18 protein-coding genes are annotated in these 21665 nt (G+C 70.8%); 9 read left to right on the top strand and 9 right to left on the bottom strand.

Going from position 1 to position 21665, the window contains the following annotated elements:
* The first annotated feature begins 112 nt into the window (after positions 1-112).
* Both ACICHK_RS32805 and ACICHK_RS32800 read left to right on the top strand, forming a co-directional pair.
* Positions 113-997 (top strand): phosphatase PAP2 family protein, encoded by an 885-nt coding sequence (locus ACICHK_RS32805; protein ID WP_406839727.1) that lies wholly within the window; start codon positions 113-115, stop codon positions 995-997.
* Complete coding sequence (locus ACICHK_RS32800; RefSeq protein ID WP_406839726.1) at positions 994-1941, top strand: hypothetical protein; 948 nt, start codon at positions 994-996, stop codon at positions 1939-1941. Before ACICHK_RS32805 ends, ACICHK_RS32800 begins: the two co-directional genes overlap by 4 nt.
* Positions 1942-2063: 122 nt before the next feature.
* Here ACICHK_RS32800 and ACICHK_RS32795 read toward each other — a convergent pair whose 3' ends face one another.
* The 3 genes from ACICHK_RS32795 to ACICHK_RS32785 form a co-directional block, all read right to left on the bottom strand.
* Complete coding sequence (locus ACICHK_RS32795; RefSeq protein WP_406839725.1) at positions 2064-2903, bottom strand: phospholipid scramblase-related protein; 840 nt, start codon at positions 2901-2903, stop codon at positions 2064-2066.
* A 52-nt stretch (positions 2904-2955) separates the two neighbouring features.
* Positions 2956-5007, bottom strand: a complete 2052-nt coding sequence (locus ACICHK_RS32790; RefSeq protein ID WP_406839724.1) for a phosphocholine-specific phospholipase C — start codon at positions 5005-5007, stop codon at positions 2956-2958.
* Between the two features lie 197 nt (positions 5008-5204).
* Positions 5205-5666, bottom strand: a complete 462-nt coding sequence (locus ACICHK_RS32785; protein WP_406839723.1) for a DUF3592 domain-containing protein — start codon at positions 5664-5666, stop codon at positions 5205-5207.
* A 359-nt stretch (positions 5667-6025) separates the two neighbouring features.
* Here ACICHK_RS32785 and ACICHK_RS32780 point away from each other — a divergent pair, with 359 nt between their 5' ends.
* From ACICHK_RS32780 to ACICHK_RS32770, 3 genes are all read left to right on the top strand, one after another.
* Positions 6026-8857 carry a hypothetical protein gene (locus tag ACICHK_RS32780; RefSeq protein WP_406839722.1) on the top strand — a complete coding sequence of 944 codons (2832 nt, stop codon included), beginning with the start codon at positions 6026-6028 and terminating at the stop codon, positions 8855-8857.
* 178 nt (positions 8858-9035) lie between these two features.
* Positions 9036-10100 carry a Rieske 2Fe-2S domain-containing protein gene (locus ACICHK_RS32775; protein ID WP_406839721.1) on the top strand — a complete coding sequence of 355 codons (1065 nt, stop codon included), beginning with the start codon at positions 9036-9038 and terminating at the stop codon, positions 10098-10100.
* Positions 10097-11050: a PDR/VanB family oxidoreductase gene (locus tag ACICHK_RS32770; RefSeq protein WP_406839720.1), complete on the top strand. Its 954-nt coding sequence runs from the start codon at positions 10097-10099 to the stop codon at positions 11048-11050. Before ACICHK_RS32775 ends, ACICHK_RS32770 begins: the two co-directional genes overlap by 4 nt.
* Here the strand turns inward: ACICHK_RS32770 and ACICHK_RS32765 are convergent.
* Positions 11001-11816 carry an IclR family transcriptional regulator C-terminal domain-containing protein gene (locus ACICHK_RS32765; protein ID WP_406839719.1) on the bottom strand — a complete coding sequence of 272 codons (816 nt, stop codon included), beginning with the start codon at positions 11814-11816 and terminating at the stop codon, positions 11001-11003. The genes ACICHK_RS32770 and ACICHK_RS32765 overlap by 50 nt on opposite strands.
* A 185-nt stretch (positions 11817-12001) precedes the next feature.
* On the opposite strand from ACICHK_RS32765, the gene ACICHK_RS32760 reads away from it, so the two are divergent.
* The 4 genes from ACICHK_RS32760 to ACICHK_RS32745 are packed head-to-tail and all read left to right on the top strand — an operon-like array spanning position 12002 to position 15427.
* A complete protein-coding gene (locus tag ACICHK_RS32760; RefSeq protein WP_406839718.1) occupies positions 12002-12973 on the top strand; it encodes an ABC transporter substrate-binding protein in 972 nt (323 codons plus the stop codon).
* Complete coding sequence (locus ACICHK_RS32755; protein ID WP_406839717.1) at positions 12970-13779, top strand: ABC transporter permease; 810 nt, start codon at positions 12970-12972, stop codon at positions 13777-13779. Before ACICHK_RS32760 ends, ACICHK_RS32755 begins: the two co-directional genes overlap by 4 nt.
* Positions 13776-14594: an ABC transporter permease gene (locus tag ACICHK_RS32750; RefSeq protein ID WP_406839716.1), complete on the top strand. Its 819-nt coding sequence runs from the start codon at positions 13776-13778 to the stop codon at positions 14592-14594. The genes ACICHK_RS32755 and ACICHK_RS32750 overlap by 4 nt, the downstream gene beginning before the upstream one ends.
* A gap of 23 nt (positions 14595-14617) precedes the next feature.
* Complete coding sequence (locus ACICHK_RS32745; RefSeq protein WP_406839715.1) at positions 14618-15427, top strand: ABC transporter ATP-binding protein; 810 nt, start codon at positions 14618-14620, stop codon at positions 15425-15427.
* Positions 15428-15463: 36 nt separating this feature from the next.
* On the opposite strand, the gene ACICHK_RS32740 is transcribed toward ACICHK_RS32745, so the two are convergent.
* From ACICHK_RS32740 to ACICHK_RS32720, 5 genes are all read right to left on the bottom strand, one after another.
* Complete coding sequence (locus tag ACICHK_RS32740; protein WP_406839714.1) at positions 15464-17065, bottom strand: glycoside hydrolase family 13 protein; 1602 nt, start codon at positions 17063-17065, stop codon at positions 15464-15466.
* A gap of 39 nt (positions 17066-17104) precedes the next feature.
* Positions 17105-17980 carry a carbohydrate ABC transporter permease gene (locus ACICHK_RS32735; protein ID WP_406839713.1) on the bottom strand — a complete coding sequence of 292 codons (876 nt, stop codon included), beginning with the start codon at positions 17978-17980 and terminating at the stop codon, positions 17105-17107.
* The gene (locus ACICHK_RS32730; protein ID WP_406839712.1) at positions 17977-18948 is read right to left on the bottom strand and encodes a carbohydrate ABC transporter permease; all 972 of its coding nucleotides are present in this window, start codon (positions 18946-18948) and stop codon (positions 17977-17979) included. Before ACICHK_RS32730 ends, ACICHK_RS32735 begins: the two co-directional genes overlap by 4 nt.
* 8 nt (positions 18949-18956) lie before the next feature.
* Positions 18957-20309 (bottom strand): ABC transporter substrate-binding protein, encoded by a 1353-nt coding sequence (locus ACICHK_RS32725; protein WP_406839711.1) that lies wholly within the window; start codon positions 20307-20309, stop codon positions 18957-18959.
* A 240-nt stretch (positions 20310-20549) separates the two neighbouring features.
* Positions 20550-21548 (bottom strand): LacI family DNA-binding transcriptional regulator, encoded by a 999-nt coding sequence (locus ACICHK_RS32720; RefSeq protein ID WP_406839710.1) that lies wholly within the window; start codon positions 21546-21548, stop codon positions 20550-20552.
* Between the last annotated feature and the right edge of the window lie 117 nt (positions 21549-21665).

The raw sequence follows: 21665 nt of genomic DNA, 5'->3' as shown, positions 1-21665 counted from the left end.
TCGATGAGCCTCGGACAGGGCCCGCCCCTCCCCCCGCGGGGGAGCCGAACGGGTCCTGTCCCGGGCTCACCGCGCACCTCACGAGACCAGACCGTCGACAAGGGGGCCGGGGATGGATTCCCGAACCGAGCCCGCGGATCCCGCATCCGGGTCCGCGTCAGAACCGAAGCCGCCCGACGCGGCCGCACCCGCGTCCGGGCGCCCGCACGCGCGCCCGGACGACACCGCGGCGCGCCCGCCACTATTGCGGGAGCTGCTGCTCGTCGCCGGGCTCTTCGTCGTCTACAAGGCCGGCCGCCTGGCGGCAGCCGGCCGCACCGACGAGGCCTTCGCCGACGCGCACCGCGTCTGGGGCTGGGAGCGGTCCCTGCACCTGCCGGGCGAGGGCGCCGTACAGGGCGCGCTGCTGCACAGCGACACGCTCGTCCACCTCGCGAACGCCTACTACGCGACGGTCCACTTCCCGGCCACCGTCGCCTTCCTGGTCTGGCTCTACCTGCGGCGCCCCGCGCACTACGTGTGGGCGCGCAGGGTCCTCGCCCTGGTCACGGCCGCCGCGCTGGCCGGGCACCTCGTGTTTCCGCTCGCGCCGCCGCGGCTGCTCGCGGGGACGGGTCTCGTCGACACCGGCCAGGTCTACGGGCCCACCGTGTACGGCGCGCACCCGGCCGCCGACACCCTGGCGAACCAGTTCGCGGCGATGCCGTCGCTGCACTTCGGCTGGGCCCTGATGGTCGCGATCGGCCTGATCACCGCGACCCGGTCACGCCTGCGCGCGCTGTGGCTGCTGCATCCCCTGCTCACCCTGCTGGTGATCGTCGGCACCGCGAACCACTACTGGCTCGACGCGGTCGTGGCGACCGGGCTGCTCTGCGTCGCCCTCGCCGTGGTCCACCCGCCGTACCGGACGGCGACCGCCCCGGGACGGCGCCGGGGCCACGAACCCGCCGGGACGCCCGTACGGGATCTGCCCGAACTCGTGGGAGCGGGACGGTGAACCCGACGCTCGTCGCCGTCGCCCTGTCCCTCTTCTCCTCCGTCGCCTACGCCTCCGCGGCCGTCGCGCAGGAACGGCTCGCCGCCCGGTCGGCCGGCCCGGACACGGGCACGCTGCGCCTGCTGGCCCAGGGCGCCTGGTGGTGGTCGGTGACGCTGAACGCCTCGGCCGCGCTGCTGCACGTGGCCGCCCTCAAGTACGGAACGCTCACCCTGGTCCAGCCGCTCGGGGCGCTCACGCTCGTGGCCGCCGTCCCGCTGGGCGCGCGGGTCGCCGGACGGCGGGTCGGCGCGGCCGAGTGGCGCGGCACGGCACTCACCCTGACAGGCCTGGCCGCGCTGCTCGTCACGGCGTCCGGGACCGCGCCGGACGAGGCGCTGAGCCTGCCGCAGGCGCTCGCCGTCGCAGGAACGACCGCCGCGGTCATCGGCGGACTGGCGCGCGGGGCCCGGCCGGGACTGCGGCACGCGACGGCCTCCGGGTTCGCCTCGGGCGTGGCGTCGGCCCTCACCCAGACCGTGACGGTGGCCGCGACGGACCGTTCGGGCTCGCCGCTCAGCGCTCGGGTCGTCGTGGTGGCCCTGCTCGTGGCGGCCTTCTCGGCGGGCGGGCTGCTGTTGTCACAGACCGCTTACCAGGGCGGACTCGGCGCCCCGCTGGCCGTTGTGACGCTCGCCAACCCGCTGGCCGCGGCGGTGATCGGGCTGTCCCTGCTCGACGAGCACCTCCGGGGCGGCGTGGCGGGCCTGCTGCTCGCGCTCGCGGGAGCCTCGACCGCCGCGTGGGGCGTGATGACGCTGTCCCGTCCGGCACCCGGGCGGGCCGCTCCCCCGGACGGCTTGGCGGACGACGATCACCCGGTCGCCGCGGTGCTGGCGCTGGAGACCGGACCGGCGGCGTACGAACCCTCGCCGGTGCCTGTCGGCCCGGCCCGGGCCGGCTGACCTCACCGCAGGGAACCGCGGCCGCCCGCAAGACGGGCGGGGCGAACGGGAGACGGGCGGGGCGAACGGGAAGGGCGGCCGCGGAGAGATCCGCGACCGCCCTTCCTCACGACCGGAGCCGGTCAGCCCAGCCCGCGGGCGTCCTGCTTGAGCGCCGTGTCGACGGTCAGCGCCGTCGCGACGACGAGGCTCAGCAGCGGCTCGGGCAGCTGGAAGTGGATCTGCAGGACGTAGTTGTCCGCGGTCGTGAACAGCGTCTTGGCGAGGCCTTCCCAGGTCTTCGTGATCCGGGCCACCTCGTTGTCCGCGTGGTCGACGATCGCGAAGTTCCAGGCGCGCCAGTTCTCCGCCTTGATCGCGCCGACCTTCTGGCCGTCGACGTTGATCGCGAAGTTGATCTTGCCGATCATGTTCTGCTGCACGATCTCGCCGACGGGCGAGCCGTCCGGACGCGTCACGACCACCCGCGACTTGAATATCTTCGCGGGGCGCGTGAGCAGCAGCTGCGGCACGCCGTGCGCGTCACGGATCTCCAGCTTGTGCGTCAGGAACTGGTCGAGGCTGGAGACGAAGCGCAGGATCTTCCTGAACACGCCCTGTCCGACCTGGACGACCGAGCCGACCGGATTGCCCTGCTGGTCCATGACCTTGTACTCGTTGGTCAGCTCGATCAGCTTGGCCTTCTGGTTCACCACCAGGACCGGCTCGGTGAACAGCGTGCCGCCGCCGGCACCGCTCGGGGCCACCCCGGCCTGCTGCTGCACCTGGCTCTGGACGCGCGGGTCGGGCGCGCCCGCCTGCTGCGGGAACGCCTGCTGCGGCGGCGGGCCCTGGTGCGGCACCTGCTGCGCGGCCGGAGCCTCCTGGTCGGTCCACTGCGAGCCGTCCCAGTAACGCTGCGTCTGAGGCTTCCCGTTCGGGTCCGGATACCAGCCCGCAGGAGTGTTCGAATGTGTGGTCACCGGGGCACCCTACCGTGACATGGCCGGAAATCAACGGTCAGTTGGGGACCCGTCAGACGGTACCGAGGGCGGGGTCGCTGACACCGGGCCGGCCGTTCTCGACATGTCCGGCGAATCGCCGCAGGAATCCCGCCAAACCGTCGCAGACGACGCTCAGGTCGTACCAGCGGGCGCTCGCCCGCAGGTCCACCGTGTGCTTCACGGTCGCGCCCGCCTTGACCCGGAAGACCCGGGGCCGTCCGCCGTAGCCGTTCGTGAGCGTGAGCGTCGCCGCGGCGGCACCCTTGTTCACGAGGGTGAGCTCCACGTCACAGCCGGTGTGACGGGCGGTGACCTCGACTCCCGGGGTCCTGCCCGCGCCCTTGAAGGTGCGCAGGAAGCCGTTCGGACCGTGCACCGTGAGATCGTACGATCCTCCGGAATAAGCGGAGTTCCAGGTGTCCGAGATGGTTCTGCCCGCTTCGGTGGTGTACGTCCAGGGGCCGTCCGTGCGGTTGCCGGAGGTGACGAGGAAGGCCGCGCCGGCCTCGGCGCCGGAGCCGAAGGTCAGCGTGAACGTGCCGGCCGCGGTGTCCGCCGAACCGTCCACGTGGGGCGCGTACTTGAGCGGGCGGGTCGGGCGCGAGCCGCGCTCCTGCCGGGGCAGGGCGGGGTTCGCGGGCGGGGTCGGCACGTAGTCGGGGTGGCGGCCGCCGTCCGGCGGCCGGTAGCCGTCGGTGGCGGGCAGCGCGACCGGCCCGGTGTCCTTGCGCGCGAAGTCGAAGGCGGCGGTGAGGTCGCCGCAGACGGCGCGCCGCCAGGGCGAGATGTTGGGCTCGCGCACCCCGAACCGGGCTTCCATGAACCGGAGGATCGAGGTGTGGTCGAACGTCTCGGAGCAGACGTAACCGCCCTTGCTCCAGGGCGAGACGACGAGCATCGGCACCCGCTGGCCCAGTCCGTACGGTCCCGCGGCATGGCTCGCGTCGCCCGCGAACAGGTCCGGGCCGACGTCGACCGTGGACCTGCCCTGCGCCGGCGACTGCGGCGGGAAGGGCGGCACCAGGTGGTCGAAGAAGCCGTCGTTCTCGTCGTACGTGATGAACAGCGCCGTCCGGCTCCACACCTCGGGGTCGGAGGTGAGCGCGTCCAGCACCTGGGAGATGTACCAGGCACCGTAGTTGGCGGGCCAGTTGGGGTGTTCCGAGAACGCCTCGGGGGCGACGATCCAGGAGATCTGCGGCAGCGTGCCGCCCCGCACGTCGGCCCGGAGCCGGTCGAAGAAGCCCTCGCCCTTGCGTGCGTCGGTGCCGGTGCGGGCCTTGTCGTACAGCGGGTCGCCCGGCCGGGCGTCGCGGCACTGGTTGAAGTACAGCAGCGAGTTGTCGCCGTAGTTGCCCCGGTAGGCGTCGGGGATCCAGCCCCAGGAGCCGTTCGCGTCCAGCCCGTCGCCGACGTCCTGGTACACCTTCCAGGAGATGCCGGCCGCCTCCAGCCGCTCCGGGTACGTCGTCCAGCCGTACCCCGCCTCGTCGTTGCCGAGGACCGGGCCGCCGCCCTTGCCGTCGTTGCCCGTGTACCCCGTCCACATGTAGTAGCGGTTGGGGTCCGTGGAGCCGATGAACGAGCAGTGGTAGGCGTCGCAGACGGTGAAGGCGTCGGCCAGCGCGTAGTGGAACGGGATGTCCTCACGCGTCAGATAGGCCATCGTCGTGGCCGACTTGGCGGGCACCCACTTGTCGTACCTGCCCTTGTCGAACGCGGCGTGTCCGTCGCTCCAGCCGTGCGGGAGGTCCTTGAGGAACGCGAGACCGAGGTCGTCCGCCTCCGGGTGGAAGGGGAGCACGTCCTTGGTGCCGTCCGACTGGTACCAGACCGGTTTGGTGCCCGCCGTGGTGGCCGGACGCGGGTCGCCGAAACCCCGGACGCCTCTCATCGAGCCGAAGTAATGGTCGAACGAACGGTTCTCCTGCATCAGGACGACGATGTGCTCGACATCCTCGATCGTGCCCGAACGGCGATGTGCGGGCAGAGCCGCCGCGCGCTGGACGCTGCCGGACAGCGCGGTGAACGCCGCTGTTCCACCGGCGAGTTGGAAAAACCGGCGCCGATTCACTTGAGACATGAGCGGTGACCTCTTGTCCTGACGGGCCCTTCGGCCGGAGATTGACGGAACGTGCGCGAGGGAGTTTTCCAAGCGCACCGAACGTCAGGAAAGGGTCCTCTGTCGCTCGCGTGAAGGTCGGCGGTACGTGAGACGAACGGTTCCGGCCATACCACGGGGGACCGAGGGCCGGACCGGCCCGACGCGAGCGGCAGACCTCAGGCGCCGGCCGCGAAGAGGGAGAGCACGCCCGCCATGACACCGGCGACGACCAGCGCGATGACCAGGGCGAAGCCGAGGAACACCAGAAGGCAGCCGAGTTCCCGCTGGGCCGTCCGGTCGCCGGGCAAGGCGACCGTGGCCCGCTCCGGGTACTCCGGAAGGTAGGAGACGGTCAGGACGTCACCCGGGACGGTGGTGTTCGGAGCGGCGTCCTCGAAGCGGACCTGTCGGCCCTCGTGGGTGATGAACTCGAAGAGGAAGTAGCGCCGCGTCGAGGTGGCGTACCCGCCGCCCGAGCGCCGCACCGTCTCGACCCGTATGCATCTGCCCTCGGTGCGCAGGCCGTGCCGCTGCGCCCGCGTCCGCCAGCGGACCTTTCTGACCGCCATGACACCCACGGCGATCGGGGTGATCACGATCGCGGACAGGAGAACGACGACGACGGCGACGAGCATCATTCGTGATTCCTTGCTGTGCAGGTGGTACTGACGGTGCGTCGGGCCCCGCGGAGGCCCTGCGCGCCAAGACGGGTGCCGGGCCGCCCGCGTTCCGTCGGAACCTCCGAACCGTCGACGGTTACCACGATGCCTGAGGTGGCCATGACGAGGACGGCATCGGAGACGCGGACGAGTCCGGCCACGGAGTGATCCGTGCATCCGGCCGGGACGAGGAAGGCGGCGCGCGGTGATCTCAATCCGAATGCACTGCGCACACGCCGTTTCATTAGCGGTCGACTAGCGGCAAAGCCGCCGTACCGCGCATTCCGTCCATAGGCTCGCACAACGCTCCCTCGACATATGCCAGTTGGAGGTTCCTCTTGCCGCATCCATCTCCCGACGACGAGCGAATCCGGACCGAGCGAATCCGGACCGCGTCCGCCGACTTCCACTGGCTCGTCCGGGTGCTCGACCCGCACCTCGCCGACCGCCGGGCCGGGCCGTCCCGCCGGATCAGGTCCCGTGAGCACCGGCTCCCGGCCCTCCTGCTGGCCCGGATGCGGGACGGCGGCACGGTCACCGGCCGCGCCGAACCGGATCCGGAGCTCGCCGGACTCGTGCTGGACTACATGAGGCACCTGAAGTCCTCCCCGGCGGGGGCCGATGCCTCGGTCACCAGCTTCGCCCCGCACGCGGTGGTCGGCGACGTGTGGCCGGAGCCGGCCGAAGGACAGTCGGACGGGCCGCACGTGCTCCTACTGGAGAACGTGGCCCAGCAGCTGAAGGACTCCGTGCCGACGGGGGCCGGCACACTGCGGCTGCCCGAGTTCGACACCCTGCTGGCGGTGCTGCGGGCCGATGTCCAGGAGAGGGAAGCGGAGGCGCAGCGCCGCGCCCTGCGACGGGTGCTGAGCGAGGCGTACACCCGAAAGCTCCACGAGGACTTCCCGCTCACACAGCTGCGCGAGATCACCGACGGATGGTGGGGCGCCCCCTTTCGCCTGCTGGACATCGTGGCCGCCTGGTCGTGGCGCCGCTGGTACGGCATGCGCCTCGACCGGCGTCACGTGTGGGTCAGCCGGATGCTGGACCTGCCCGGCCGGAGCTTCCTCAAGGCGGCGGTCCACCTGCGGGTGAGCCACCGGCTCGCCCTGGCGCAGGAGGCGGCACGACCCCCGGGAACCGTGGCGTCACGCGACGAGGGGCTGGTCCGCGAGATCCTCCTCACCGCGCTGATCCGCGACCTGGCCAGGGCGGCCCGGCCCCGTGCGTGGAGCCGCCTCCGTCCCCGGCGCGCATGGCCCTTCGTGGTGCTCCTGCCCACCGTGGGCGGCCCCGGGTCCGCGTGCCGCGAGGTCCTGGACACGTACGCCGCCGTCTCCCGCGACATCGGGAGCAGTCCGCTGCTGGTGCTGGGCGCCGCCACCGGCGCGCTCCCCCCGTACGCCACGAGTCCGCCCACCCGGACGGTGCCGGCACAGCGGGACGGCTTCGGCGCACACCCGACGGGCCATGAGGTGACCGCGCTGTTCTCGGCGGCGATCTCCGGCCGCAGCACCGATCCGGTGCATGTGCTGACCGTGCCGCGCGCCGCGGGCGAGGGCACCGCGGTGGCCGACGTGCCTCAACCGGCCGCCATGGACTTCCGTCGTCCCCGCGTCCGCGACTGGTGGCGCCCGGTGGCCGCCGCCACCGCCGTCGCGGTGCTGTGCGCAGGCCTCGTCGTCCTGTCCCGGGCGCTGACGGAGCTCGTCACCGACGGCGGTGCCGCGGACTCCTGCCGCCACGTGGACAACGGTGAGGTCGTCGGTCTGACCGACGGCAACGACGGCTGCGACCTGGCCCACGGCGAGTACGCGGACGACCTCAGGGACCTGGAGAAGATCCTCGGCCACCAGAACGCGCAGGTGGACACGGACAAGCCGTACCGCACGATCGTCTTCTTCGCCCCGCTCAGCGTCGGCTCGGAGTCCAAGCGCACCGCTCCCATCGGCTTCCAGACCCTGCGCGGCGCGCTGCTCGCGCAGGAGGACGTCAACGGCAGCCACCGCAAGGCCCAGGTACCCGTGCGCCTGCTCGTCGCCAACGCCGGGGAGTACTTCCACTACGGGTCGAGCGGTGGCCTCAACACGGCCAACACCAGTGGCGTGGACGTCGCGCAGATGATCATCGACCGGGCGGAGCGGGACCACATCGCGGCCGTCATGGGACTCCACCAGAGCCGCCCGGAGTCCCAGCAGGCCGCGATCGAACTGGGGGGCCAGGGCATCACGGTCCTCGGGACCGGCGTCTCGGGTCAGCGCATGGTCGACGGCGACTCCCCCTCGTCCTACTTCCAGCTCTCCCCGGTGGACGCCCGCATCGCCGCGGTCATGACCGCCTTCGCCCGCAACTCGCCCCAGTTGCAGGCCCTGACGAGCCCGGCCGCCGACGGCTCCGGTCCGGCGGCCGTCGTCGTCTACGACCCCAAGGACACCTACTTCAGCGCCGACCTCGCCCACCGGTTCGACGCCTCCTACCGCTCGACCGGGCCGGTGCATCTCGTGAAGTACGGCGAGATGGAGAACGGGCGCGCCACCCGGGGCATCGCCGGCACCGTCTGCACACTCGTCCACCGCACCAACGGCTTCGTCCTGTACGCGGGCCGGTCCAGCGTCATGGAGGACCTCTTCAAGGCGATGCAGACGACCCAGGCATGCCGGGCCCGCGTCTCCCCCGTTCCGGTGCTGGCCGAGAGTCCGGCTCCGGACGTGGTCCTGCATCCGGAGCTCATGCGTCAGAAGTACGACGCGCTGAAGCTCTTCTACAACCAGTTCAGTCTCCCGGACCCCGAGGGTTCCTTCGCGGAGACGTTCGACGCGGCTTACCACCTGTCCGCCGAGAACGACGCCGCTCTCGGCTACGACGCCGTCGAGATCCTCTCCGAGGCCATGAACGACCTCGTCACCAACGACCCGGGCTTCTCGCCCCGGGCGCTCGTCAACCACCTCCAGGATCCCGGCATCCAGAACTACGTGGGGGAATCCGGTGTCATCACCCTGGACAGCGATCACCACTACCCGCCGAACAAGGAGATCCACGTCCGTGAGATCACGAACGCGGGCGACAAACTCACGGACCTGACCTGCGGAGTGCTCTCCCAGGGTGCGCGGAACGCCACGCACTGGGGTCCCGGTGACCGCTTCGACTGCCCCGTGGATCCCGCGTCCTGATGTCCGGTCATGTCAGGGGCAGAGATCCATCGCGTGAACTTCCGCCCCTGAAAGGCCACTTCCCGGAATCCTTCCGCCCGGCGGAAGCCGTCTTGCCCGCCCGCCGCGAACGTCACGACCCTGAGGGCGACCACGGCACGCGGGGCGGTGGAGCCCCGCTCTCAGGGACGGGAACGCCATGCCGCACACCACCGCCTTCGCCCGCAACCAGTGGTACGTCGCCGCCTACACCTACGAGGTCGGGCGCGAGCTCCTCGGCCGGACGGTCCTCGGTGAACCGCTCGTGCTCTACCGGGCCGAGGAGGACGGGGCGGCCGTCGCGCTGTCCGACCGGTGTGTGCACCGGCGTTTCCCGCTCTCGGAGAGCCGTCTCGACGGTGACCGGATCGTGTGCGGCTATCACGGGTTCACCTACGACAGGGCCGGCACGTGCGTGTACGTGCCGGGGCAGAAGCGGATACCACGGACCGCCCGTGTCGCCTCCTACCCGGTCGTCGAGCAGGACCTGTTCGTCTGGGTCTGGATCGGCGACCCCGCGCTCGCGGACCCGGGGTCCGTGCCGCGCGCACCGCACATGGACTCGCCCGACTGGACGACGGTCAGCGGCATGGAACCCGTCGACGCGGACTACGGGCTCCTCGTCGACAACCTCCTCGACCTCTCGCACGAGACGTACCTGCACGGGGGCTACATCGGCACGCCCGAGGTCGCCGAGACGCCGATCACCACCGAGGTGGACGAGGAAGCCGGTGTCGTGCGCGTCTCCCGGCACATGGACGACGCCGAATGCCCTCCCTTCTACGCCCGGTCGACCGGCGTCCGGGGCCGGATCACCCGCTGGCAGGACATCGAGTACCACGCGCCGTGCCTCTACCTGCTGCACAGCAGGGTCGCGCCGGCCGGTGTGCTGCCGGAGGCGGACGGCAGTGACCCGAACGCCTTCCACACCGAGATCACGTACGCCATCACACCGTCCGGCGCGGGCGAGGTGTACGACTTCTGGGCGGTCTCGCGCGACTTCGCCCGATCGGACGACGAAGTCAGCTCTTTCATGCGGGACTTGAACCACACCGTCGTGATGCAGGACGTCGACGCGCTCAACCTCCTCCAGCGGGCCCTCGCCTCCGAGCGCACCGGCTACCAGGAGCTGAGCGTCGGCATCGACGCCGGGGGCCTCGCGGCCCGGCGCATCCTGGCCCGGCTGGTCGAGGAGGGCGACAAGCCGGTGGAGAGGGTGCGGTGACCGGTTCCGCCGGCGAGGCCCCGTACGAGGCCGAACTCGTCGTCGAGCGCCGGGAACTCGTCGCCGACGGTGTGCTCGCCCTGATCCTGCGGCATCCGCTCGGCGCCGGACTCCCTCCCTGGGAGCCGGGTGCCCACATCGACGTCGTGCTCGGGCCGGGCCTGGAGCGGCAGTACTCCCTGTGCGGTGATCCGGCGGACCGGGGGGCGTGGCGGATCGCGGTGCTGCGCGAGCCGGACGGGCGGGGCGGATCGGCCTACGTGCACGAGCGGCTGGGCGTGGGCGACAGGGTGCGGGTCCGGGGCCCGCGCAACCGCTTCGCGCTCGTGCCCGCCCCGCGCTACCGCTTCGTGGCGGGCGGGATCGGCATCACCCCGATCCTGCCGATGCTCGCCGCGGCCGAGGCGGCGGGCGCCGGGTGGACCCTGCTGTACGGCGGCCGGACCCGCGGCTCCATGGCGTTCACCGGGGAGTTGGGGCGCTACGGGGACCGGGTCACCCTCGCTCCCCGGGACGAGACCGGAGACCTCGACCTGTCCTCCGCACTGGCCGGGGTCTTTGAGGACACCCTCGTCTACTGCTGCGGCCCCGGACCGTTGCTGGACGCGATGGAGGAGCGCTGTCCGGCCGCCCTGCTGCGCGTCGAGCGGTTCCGGCCGAGGGAGCAAAGGGCGGACGGGGAGCGGGAGTTCGAGGTGGTCCTGGAGCGGTCGGGGCGGACGCTCACCGTCGCCCCCGGCGTCTCGGTCCTCGACACCGTGCGCGCCGCCGGTGTCGAGGTCCTCCACTCCTGCGCCGAGGGCACGTGCGGGACCTGCGAGACGGACGTGATCGAAGGGGCCCCGGACCACCGGGACTCGGTGCTCACGGACGCGGAGCGGGAGGCGGGCGGGACCATGCTCATCTGTGTGTCCCGCTGTCTCGGGGAACGGCTCGTCCTGGATCTGTGACCGCCAGGTCCCGCTCGATCCGCGCGACCGTCTCCAGCAGATGGGGAAGCAGGTCGCGGCGGACGGATTCGAGGCTGTTGCGGCTGGCGTGCACCGGGATGTTCACGGCCGCCACCACGTCGCCGTCCCGGTCGCGCACCGGGGCGGCGACCGAGCGCAGCCCCTCCTCCAGCTCCTGGTCGACGACGGCGTATCCCTGGCGCCGCGCCCGGGCCAGTTCCGCTCTCAGCAGGTCCGGCGCGACGATCGTGCGCGCGGTCAGGGGGCGCAGATCGGCCCGCCGCAGCCGGGTGTCGATCTCGTCGTCCGTGAGGTGCGCGAGGATCACCCGGCCGACCGAGGTGACATGGGCCGGGAAGCGGGTGCCGACGGTGATCGCCGCCGTCATGATGCGCCGGGTCGGGACCCGTGCCACGTACACGATGTCGTCGCCGTCGAGAACACAGAGCGAGCTCGACTCCCCGACCTGTTCGGCGAGTTGCTCCAGATGGGACTGGGCGATCTCCGGGAGGGTGAAACCGGAGAGATAGGCGTAGCCGAGTTCCAGCACGCGCGGGGTGAGCCGGAAGACGCGGCCGTCCGTGTGGACGTAGCCGAGGTCGACCAGGGTCAGCAGGAAGCGGCGCGCCGCCGCGCGGGTCAGGTCGCAGCCGCGGGCGACCTCACTGAGCGTCAGTTCCGGCCGGTCGGCGCCGAAGACGCGGAGGACGGCGAGTCCTCGTTCGAAGGAGCGGACGAAGTGGGGAGCTCGGTCTGCTGCAGGCATCGTCGCCTCCAGGGGGACACACGGAGTGCTCTCCGTACGGGACGGGGCACACTTCGATAACTGTCAACAATATTGTCAGCCAAGGCCATTGACCCGGCACGGACAGGGTTCTACCTTCGCGCTGAGCACCATTGTGCGGTGTGCGCACGCCCTGTCGGAACACTCTCGTCTGCACAGGAGGAGCCATGCGTCGTCTGCTCGCCGGGATCGCGGTCGGAGCCTTACTGGTCGCCGCGTCGGCCTGCGGTTCGTCGGACGGCGGTGGCGCCTCGGACAAGAACTCCTCGTCCGGCGGCACCACCGAGGTCAAGCTGGGGGTCATCCCCATCGTCGACGTCGCCCCCGTCTATCTGGGTCAGAAGAAGGGCTTCTACAAGAAGCACGGACTGACCCTGTCGATGACGGCCGCGCAGGGCGGCGCGGCGATCGTCCCGGGTGTCGTCTCGGGCCAGTTCCAGTTCGGGTTCTCCAACGTGACCTCGCTGATGATCGCCCAGTCCAACGACGTTCCCGTGAAGGCCATCGCGAACGGCGTCGCCTCGACGGGCGCGGCGGGCGCGGACTTCGGTGCCATCACGGTGAAGAAGGGCAGCGCGATCAAGTCGGCGAAGGACCTGGAGGGCAAGAAGGTCGCCGTCAACACGCTGAAGAACATCAACGAGACGGCCGTGCGCGAGTCGGTGCGCAAGGCGGGCGGTGATCCGTCCGCGGTGAAGTTCGTCGAGCTCGCCTTCGACCAGATGCCCGCGGCGCTGGACAGCGGTCGGATCGACGCCGCGATGGTGGTCGAGCCCGCGCTCGCCACCGTCAAGGGCCAGGGCGCGACCGAGATCGCCTCCTCCCTGGTCGACGTGGCGAAGAACCTCACCGTCGCCCTGTACTTCACCTCGAACCAGTACGCGCAGCAGCACCCCGACGTGGTGAAGAAGTTCCAGGAGGCGACCGCGGAATCCCTCGCCTACGCCGACGCGCACCCGGACGAGGTGCGGCAGATCGTCACCACGTACACCACGATCCCCGCGGCCGTACTGGCGAAGGTGACCCTGCCGAAGTGGCCGGCCGAGCCGAACCGGTCCTCGATCGAGGCGCTGGAGAAGCTGGGCGAGCAGGACGGGCTCTTCAAGTCGACGCCCGATCTGGACGAGCTGCTGCCGTGAAACCCACGTCACCGCGCGGCGGCGGCCCCTCCGGGCGGGCCGTGAACGCCGCACTGGGCGCCGCCGGGCTCGCGGCCTTCCTCGCCCTCGGCGAGGCGGTGCCGCGGCTCGGCATCGTCAAGGAGCAGTTCTTCCCGCCGACCAGCCGGATCGCGCGGGCCCTCGGCGACGAGACCACCGACAGCGCCTTCTGGACGGATCTCGGCGACACCCTCACGGGCTGGGCGCTGGGCCTCGCGATCGCCGTCGGCGCGGGCATCGTGGTGGGGGTGGTCGTCTCGGTCGTGCCGTATCTGCGCGAGGCGACCGCCTCGACGATCGAGTTCCTGCGGCCCATCCCCTCCGTGGCCCTGATCCCGCTGGCCGTCCTGCTCTACGGCACCGAACTGAGGTCGGTGCTCCTGCTGGTCGTGTACGCGTCCTTCTGGCAGGTCCTCGTCCAGGTCATGTACGGGGTGCGGGACGTCGACCCGGTGGCGGAGGAGACCGCACGCTCGTACGGGCTCGGCACCTGGGCCCGGATCCGCCATGTGCTGTGGCCGACCGCGCTGCCGTACGTCATGACCGGCGTCCGGCTCGCCGCGGCGGTCGCGCTCATCCTCACGGTGACCGCCGAACTCGTCATCGGGGCACCGGGACTGGGCGCGCGCATCGCGGTCGCCCAGACCTCGCAGGCGGTGCCCGAGCTGTACGCGCTGATCGTGGTCACGGGTCTGCTCGGGCTGCTCATCAACACGGCCGCGCGGTCGGTGGAACGGTACGCGCTGGCCTGGCACCAGTCGGTGCGCGGGGAGGTGACGGTGTGACGGACGTCCCCGCCGGGCGGAGGAGGCCGGGCGCGTGGGGAGGCCGCCTGCTGCGCGCGCTGTTCGTCGTCGCGCTCCCCGCCCTGCTGTTCGTCGTGTGGTGGTTCGCCTCGGACGACAGCACCGACGTCTACTGGCCGCCGCTGCGCACGATCCTGCGGACCTTCCCCGACGTCTGGACCCGCGCGCGGCTCCGCGCCGACCTGCTGCCCAGCCTGCTGCGGCTGCTCGCCGGCTACACGTCGGCCGCCGTGGTGGGGATCGGCCTCGGCACGGTCGTCGGCTCGTACCGGAAGGTGCGGGCCGTGTGCGAACCGGTCCTGGAGTTCCTGCGGGCGGTACCGCCGCCCGTCCTCGTTCCGGTCATCATGCTGTTCGCGGGCATCGGGGACACGATGAAGATCGTCGTGATCGCGAGCGGCTGTGTGTGGCCGGTCCTGCTCAACACGATCGAGGGCGTGCGCGCCGTCGACTCCGTGATGTCCGAGACGGCCCGCTCGTACGGCATCACGGGACCGGCCCGGATCCGGTCCGTCGTCCTGCCGGCGGCGAGCCCGCAGATCTTCGCGGGCCTGCGCCAGGCGCTGTCCATCGGCATCATCCTGATGGTCATCAGCGAGATGTTCGCGGCCAGCAACGGACTCGGCTTCACCATCGTGCAGTTCCAGCGCGGCTTCGCGATCCCGGACATGTGGACCGGGATCCTCGTCCTCGGTCTGCTCGGTTTTCTCCTCTCGGTGCTCTTCCAGCTGGTCGAGCGCCGGGTCCTCGGCTGGTACCACGGTCTGCGCGACGCCTCCAGGCGGTCCCCGTGACGTCGCTCGCGAAAGGGCGGTCCATGCACGCGTCTTTGGTCGTATCCGGCCTGCGGAAGGTCTACGAGGGGTCGGGGCGCCGGGTGGAGGCGGTCCGCGACCTCACCTTCACGGTGGACGCGGGTGAACTCGTCTGTCTGGTGGGCCCGTCGGGCTGCGGCAAGACCACGCTGCTGAAGTGCATGGCCGGTCTGCTGGCGCCGACGTCGGGCGAGGTGCTGCTCGGGGGCCGGCGGGTGAGCGGTCCGCCGCCGGGCATGGCGTTCGTGTTCCAGGAGTACGGGCGCAGTCTGTTCCCCTGGATGAGGGTCGGCGAGAACGTCGAACTCCCGCTGCGGCAGAAGAGGCTGAGCAGGGCGAGGCGCGGGGAACTGGTCGCCGACGCGCTGGAGTCCGTCGGTCTGGCCGATGCCGCGGGAGCCTATCCGTGGCAGCTCTCGGGCGGGATGCAGCAGCGGGTCGCGATCGCCCGTGCCCTGGCGTACGAGCCCGAAGTCCTGCTCATGGACGAGCCGTTCGCGGCGGTCGACGCGCAGACCCGCGCCGATCTGGAGGATCTGGTGCGCCGGCTGTGGCGGCAGCGCGGGATCACCGTCCTGTTCGTGACCCATGACATCGACGAGGCCGTGTACCTCGGCGAGCGGGTCCTGGTCCTGACGGCCTCCCCCACCGTCGTCCGGGAGCAGCTGAAGATCGATCTTCCCGGGGAGCGGGACCAGTTGCGCACCCGGGCGGCCCCGCGCTTCGCCGAGTTGCGGACCCGTGTGTACGAGCAGATCCAGGCGGCGAAACGCGGGGAGCCGGTCGTCGAGGACGCGCCTCCGCCTCGGTGAGGCCCGCGGGGAGGGCGCCGTGCGGTGCGGTCCCGGTCAGGCGCGCAGCCAGACGGCCGTGTCGGGGGGAAGCAGTCCGTCGGCGGTCAACGGGTCGCTGTGGAGCAGGAGCCGGGAGTGCCCGGGCAGTGCGACCGGGCCGTCGGACAGATTGACGACGCAGAGCAGACCGTCCGCGCGGGTGAGGGCGAGGACGCCCTCGGGTGCGGGGAGCCAGTCGAGCGGGCCGTCGCCGAAGCCCGGTTCGGTGTGACGGAGGCGGAGCGCGGCACGGTAGAGGCTCAGCATGGAGCCGGGGTCGTCCGCCTGGCGGTCGGCGGCGTACGCGGGCCAGTCGGCGGGCTGCGGGAGCCAGGGCTCCCCGCCGAATCCGGCGTACGGTTCGTCCGCCGCCCAGGGCAGCGGGACCCGGCAGCCGTCGCGGCCCGGGTCGGTGCCGCCGGAGCGCGAATACATCGGGTCCTGGATGCTCTCGCGTGGCAACTCCACCTCGGGCAGGCCGAGTTCCTCGCCCTGGTAGAGGTACACGGAGCCGGGCAGGGCGAGCGAGAGCAGCGCCGCGGCCCGGGCCCGGCGGGTGCCGAGAGCGAGGTCGGTGGGGGTGCCGAAGGCCTTGGCGGTGAAGTCGAAGCCGGTTTCGGCGCGGCCGTAGCGGGTGACCGTGCGGGTCACGTCGTGGTTGCACAGCACCCAGGTGGCGGGAGCGCCGACGGGGGCGTGCTCGGCGAGGGTCTCGTCGATGGAGGTGCGCAGCCGTCCGGCGTCCCAGGGGCACGACAGGAAGGAGAAGTTGAAGGCGGTGTGCAGTTCGTCGGGGCGCAGATAGCGGGCGAAGCGCTCGGAGTCGGGGAGCCAGACCTCGCCGACGAAGATGCCGTCGTGGGCGTCGGCGACCGTCCTCCAGGAGCGGTAGATGTCATGGAGCTCGTCGCGGTCGACGTAGGGGTTCGGGTCGCGGCCCTCGACGAAGTCGGGCAGGTCCGGGTCCTTGGCCAGCAGCGCGGCCGAATCGATGCGCACGCCCGCCACTCCCCGCTCGAACCAGAAGCGCAGGATCTCCTCGTGCTCCCGGCGGACGGCCGGGTGCGCCCAGTTGAGGTCGGGCTGCTGGGGGGTGAAGAGGTGGAGGTACCAGTCGCCGTCGGGCAGCCGGGTCCACACCGGTTCGGTGGAGCCGGCGAACTGGGACGGCCAGTCGTTGGGCGGGAGTTCGCCGTGCTCGCCGCGTCCGGGGCGGAAGTGGAACAGCTCGCGCTCCGGGCCGCCGACCAGCGCCGCCCGGAACCAGGGGTGCTGGTCGGAGACGTGGTTCGGGACGATGTCGACGAGCGTGCGGATGCCCAGTTCGCGGGCCTCGGCGATGAGCTTCTCGGCCTCGGCGAGCGTCCCGAAGGCCGGGTCGATGGTGCGGTAGTCGGCGACGTCGTAGCCGCCGTCGGCCAGGGGCGAGAGGTACCAGGGGTTGAACCACAGCGCGTCCACGCCGAGTTCGGCGAGGTACGGGAGTCTGGCGCGGACGCCCGCGAGGTCGCCGGTGCCGTCGCCGTCGCCGTCCGCGAAGCTGCGGACGTACACCTGGTAGATGACGGCGGAACGCCACCACGCGGACTGATTTCGGGCAGGGCGGGGCTGTCCCACGGTGCGTTGCCTTTCGTTCGAGGAGGTCGGGTACGGGCGTCAGCCCTTGGTGCTGCCCGCGCTGATCCCGGCGATGATGTGCCGCTGGAACACCAGGAACATCACGACCATGGGGATGCTGGCGATCACCATCGCGGCGATGAGCACGGTCAGCTGGATGTTCTGCGACAGCTGGACGAGCGCCACGCTGATGGGCTGCTTGTCGGTGTCGGAGAAGACCATCAGCGGCCAGAGGAAGTCCTGCCAGACGGCGACCAGGGCGAAGATCGACACGACTCCGAGGACGGGCCGGGACATCGGCAGCACGATCGACCACAGGGTGCGCAGTTTCCCGGCGCCGTCGATCTCGGCGGCCTCCAGGACGTCACGCGGGATCTGGTCGAAGAAGCGCTTGAGGAGATAGAGGTTGAAGGCGTTGGCGACGGCGGGCAGCCAGATGCCGAGCGGGGAGTTGAGCAGGCTGGTGTGCAGGACGGGCAGGTCGGCGACGGTCAGGTACTTCGGGACGACCAGGGCCTGTGCCGGGACCATCAGGGTGGCGAGGATCCCGCCGAGGATCACCTTGCCGAAGGCCGGCCTCAGTTTGGACAGGGCGTAGGCGGCGGCCGTGCAGAAGACGAGCTGGAGCAGCCAGGCTCCCGTCGCCTGGACGACGGTGTTCCACAGGTGGGTGGGCAGGTCCATCAGGTCCCACGCGTCGGTGTAACCGCTCAGGTGCCAGTGTTCCGGCACGAGCGTGGGCGGGGTGCGCGTGACCTCGTCCGGCGACTTCATGGCGCCGGTCACCATCCAGTAGACGGGGAAGAGGAAGGCCAGCGCGAAGAGCAGGACGACGCCGCCGAAGACGGTCCAGTAGAGGGCCCTGCCGCGGGGGCGGGCCAGGGTGAGCGGAGAGATCAGGGTGCGGGTGCTCACGCGTCCTCCCCTTCGGAGCGGGTCAGCCGCAGGTAGAGGGCGGAGAAGGCGCTGAGCAGGACGAGCAGCATGACGCTCAGCGCGCAGGCTCCGCCGAAGTCGTTGTAGAGGAAGGCGTACTTGTAGATCAGGTAGAGCACCGTGACGGTCCTGTCCTCGGGACCGCCGCCGGTGATCACGAAGGGTTCGGTGAACACCTGCATGGTGGCGATGATCTGAAGCAGCATCAGCATGAGGATGATGAAGCGCGTCTGGGGGATCGTCACGTGGCGGATGCGCTGGAGCAGGCTCGCGCCGTCCAGTTCGGCCGCCTCGTACAGCTCGCCGGGGATGCTCTGGAGCGCGGCGAGGTAGATGAGGACGGTGCCGCCGAGGTTGGCCCAGGTGGCGACGATCACCAGCGAGACGAGGGCGGTGTCGGCGCCGTTGGACCAGTTGGAGGTCGGCAGGTGCAGTGCGCGCAGCGCCTCGTTGGCGAGGCCGGCCCCGGGATCGTAGAACCACTTCCACAGCAGGGCGCTGACCACCGGCGGGATCATCACCGGCAGATAGACCACGACTCTGAAGAACGCCTTGGCGTGCCGCAGTTCGTTCAGGACCAGCGCCGTCACGAACGGGACGGCGAAGCCGATGAGCAGGGCGAGGACGGTGAAGGTGAGGGTGTTGCGCCAGGCTGCGGTGAACTCGGGGTCGTGGAAGACCCGGGTGAAGTTGGCGGTGCCGACCCACTCGCCGCCGCTGCCGGGCGTGTACTTCTGGAAGGCGATCACGACGGCGCGGATCGCCGGGTACCAGGAGAACAGGGCGAAGCAGAGCAGGCCGCCGGCCAGGAAGGCGTAGGCGCGGAACTGGTCGGCCAGGCGCCGGTGCGATGATCCCCCGGTCCGGCGCCCGGCCGACCGCGGCGCCTCCGGCGCGCCGACGGCGGCCGGAGGGAGCACTGCGGGGGGCTTCGATGCGGTCTTCATGAACGGTGTCAGCTCCGGGCCAGGATGGAGTCGATCTTGCCGGAGGCGTCCTTCAGGAGCTGGTCGACGTCGGCGTCCTTCTTGGTGAGGACCGCGGACACGGCGGCGTCCAGGACGGAGTAGATCTGCTGGGCCTGCGGGGGCTCGATCTTCATCTGCAGGCTCTGGTTGCCGTCGAGGAAGGCCTGGTAGTTCTCCACGGGCACGTTGGCGTTGGCCTTCTTGACCTGCTGGTCCTTGGCGTCCGCGGCGCCGGTGAACAGGCGCGGCTCGGGCAGGCCGACGGGCGCATTGTTCTGCTTGGCGCGGGCGTAGTCGCCGAGGAAGCCCTTGCCGGGGGTCAGGAACATGTGGTCGAGCCACTTGAGGCCGGCCTTGATCTGGGCCGGGGTGTCCTTCTTGTTGAACATGTAGCCGTCGCCGCCGATGAGCGTCCCCTTGCCGCCGGGCATCGGGGCCAGGGCCAGGTCGTTGTAGTTCCCGCCCTTCTCCTTGACGAGGATCGGGATGTTGTCGGGCGCGGAGAGGTACATGCCGAGCTTGCCGGAGCCCATCATCTGCTGGACGTCGTTGATGACCAGCAGCTGCTTGCTGCCCATGGAGTCGTCGCTCCAGCGCATGTCCTTCAGGTTCTGCAGGACCGCCTTGCCCTCGGGGGTGTCGACGGTCGCCTTCTTGCCGTCCTCGGAGACGACGTTCCCGCCCTGGGAGTAGACCTCGGCGGTGAAGTGCCAGCCGCCCTGGTTCTGGGCGCTGTAGTCGGCGTAACCGACGGTGCCCTTGCCGAGCGCGGCGATCTTCTTGGCGTCCGCGCGCAGTTCCTCCCAGGTGGCCGGGGGCTTGTCGGGGTCGAGGCCGGCCTTCTTGAACAGCGCCTTGTTGTAGATGAGGCCCATCGAGTAGCCGGTGCGCGGGACGCCGTAGATCTTGCCGTCGACGGTGTAGATGTCGCGCAGCTGCTGCTGGATGGTGCCGTAGCTCTTGAGGTCCTTGACGTAACTCGTGATGTCGGCGGCCTGGTTGACGTCGACGACGTGCTTGGCGTCGGTGAAGTACGTGTAGAACACGTCCTCCATCTGGCCTCCGGCCAGCTTGGCGTCGAAGGTCTTGGGGTCCTGGCACGGGAACGCGTCGTGGGTGACGACGTCGATGTCCGGGTTGGCCTTCTCGAAGGCCGCGACGTCGGCGTCGAAGAACGAGCGGTCGGTCTTGGCGCTCTTCGGCGGCTCGCAGTTGACGGTGATGCGGGTCTTTCCGTCGGCCGCATCGTCGTCGCCGCTCGAACCGCACGCGGCGGCGGTGAACGCGACGGAGGACGCCATGAGCATGACGAAGCTACGGCGGAACCCGGTACTTCTCATTGGTGGACCCCTTCGGGCTGGAGCGAGGAAGGCCCACGGCGGGCTTGCCGCCGTGTTCTGGCGCCGCACACTCAAGCACCGTCGACATCGGTCCGCAAGATGTCGCGCAGAATCTGTAATTATTTGACAGCGATCAAGGATCTTCACGGCAGGTGGTTGCGTACCGGAGTCAACGACCCCGGTACGGCACATCGGTCACCGGTCCCGGCACGGCGGCGCAGGCCGCCCCGGTCGCGCGGCTCAGTCCCGGGGCGCCTGCGCGGTCGACCCGCGCACCACCAGTTCCGGCTCGAACAGCAGCTCCTCGGGAGTCACGCTGCTGCCGCCGATCTGCGCGTTCAGCAGTTCCACCGCGGCGCGCCCCATGGCCTCGATGGGCTGGCGGACCGTGGTCAGCGGGGGTTCGGTGCAGTTCATGAACGCCGAGTCGTCGTACCCGACGACCGAGACCTCGCCGGGGACGCCGAGCCCCCTGCGGCGGGCGGCTCGCACGGCGCCGAGCGCGAGCGGGTCGCTGGCGCAGATGATGCCGGTGACCCCCTGGTCGAGCAGCCTGGTGGCCGCCGCCTGGCCGCCCTCCAGCGAGAACATCGCCCGCGCCACCCGTTCGTCGGGCAGATCCGGCGCGAGGGCGCGCGCCGCCGCGAGCTTGCGGCCCGAGGGCATGTGGTCGCCGGGGCCCAGGACGAGGCCGATCCGTTCGTGGCCGAGCGAGGCGAGATGGCGCCAGGCCTGCTCGACGGCCACGGCGTCGTCGCAGGAGACGCACGGGAAGCCGAGGTGCTCGATGGCCGCGTTGACCAGCACCACCGGAATGTTGCGGTCCGCGAGTTCGCGGTAGTGGTCGTGCGGCGCGTCGGCCTGCGCGTACAGACCGCCGGCGAACACCACGCCGGAGACCTGCTGCTGGAGCAGCAGGTCCACGTAGTCGGCCTCGGAGACCCCGCCCTTGGTCTGGGTGCACAGCACCGGGGTGAGGCCGAGCTGGGCGAGCGCTCCGCCGATCACCTCGGCGAAGGCCGGGAAGATCGGGTTCTGCAGCTCGGGCAGGACGAGCCCGACGAGCCGCGCGCGCTCGCCGCGCAGCTGGGTCGGCCGCTCGTAGCCGAGGACGTCCAGGGCGGAGAGGACCGCCTGCCGAGTGGAGTCGGAGACACCCGGCTTGCCGTTGAGCACCCGGCTGACCGTGGCCTCGCTGACCCCGACCTTCTTCGCCACCTGAGCAAGTCGTCGCGTCATGCACGCAAGAATAGCGCAAGAAATGTAAGTTGCTTGCGTAAGGCTTCGGCTGGTTCCGGTTTCCGTTCTGGTTTCGGTTCCGGTTCACAGGAACGGGATCGGAGGCCGGGCGCTCAC

The sequence above is a fragment of the Streptomyces sp. AHU1 genome, assembly GCF_045343905.1.
GTDB lineage: Bacteria > Actinomycetota > Actinomycetes > Streptomycetales > Streptomycetaceae > Streptomyces > Streptomyces triticiradicis.
The sequence above is the reverse complement of the archived record's forward strand: the minus strand, read 5'-3'. Positions and strand labels throughout refer to the sequence as shown.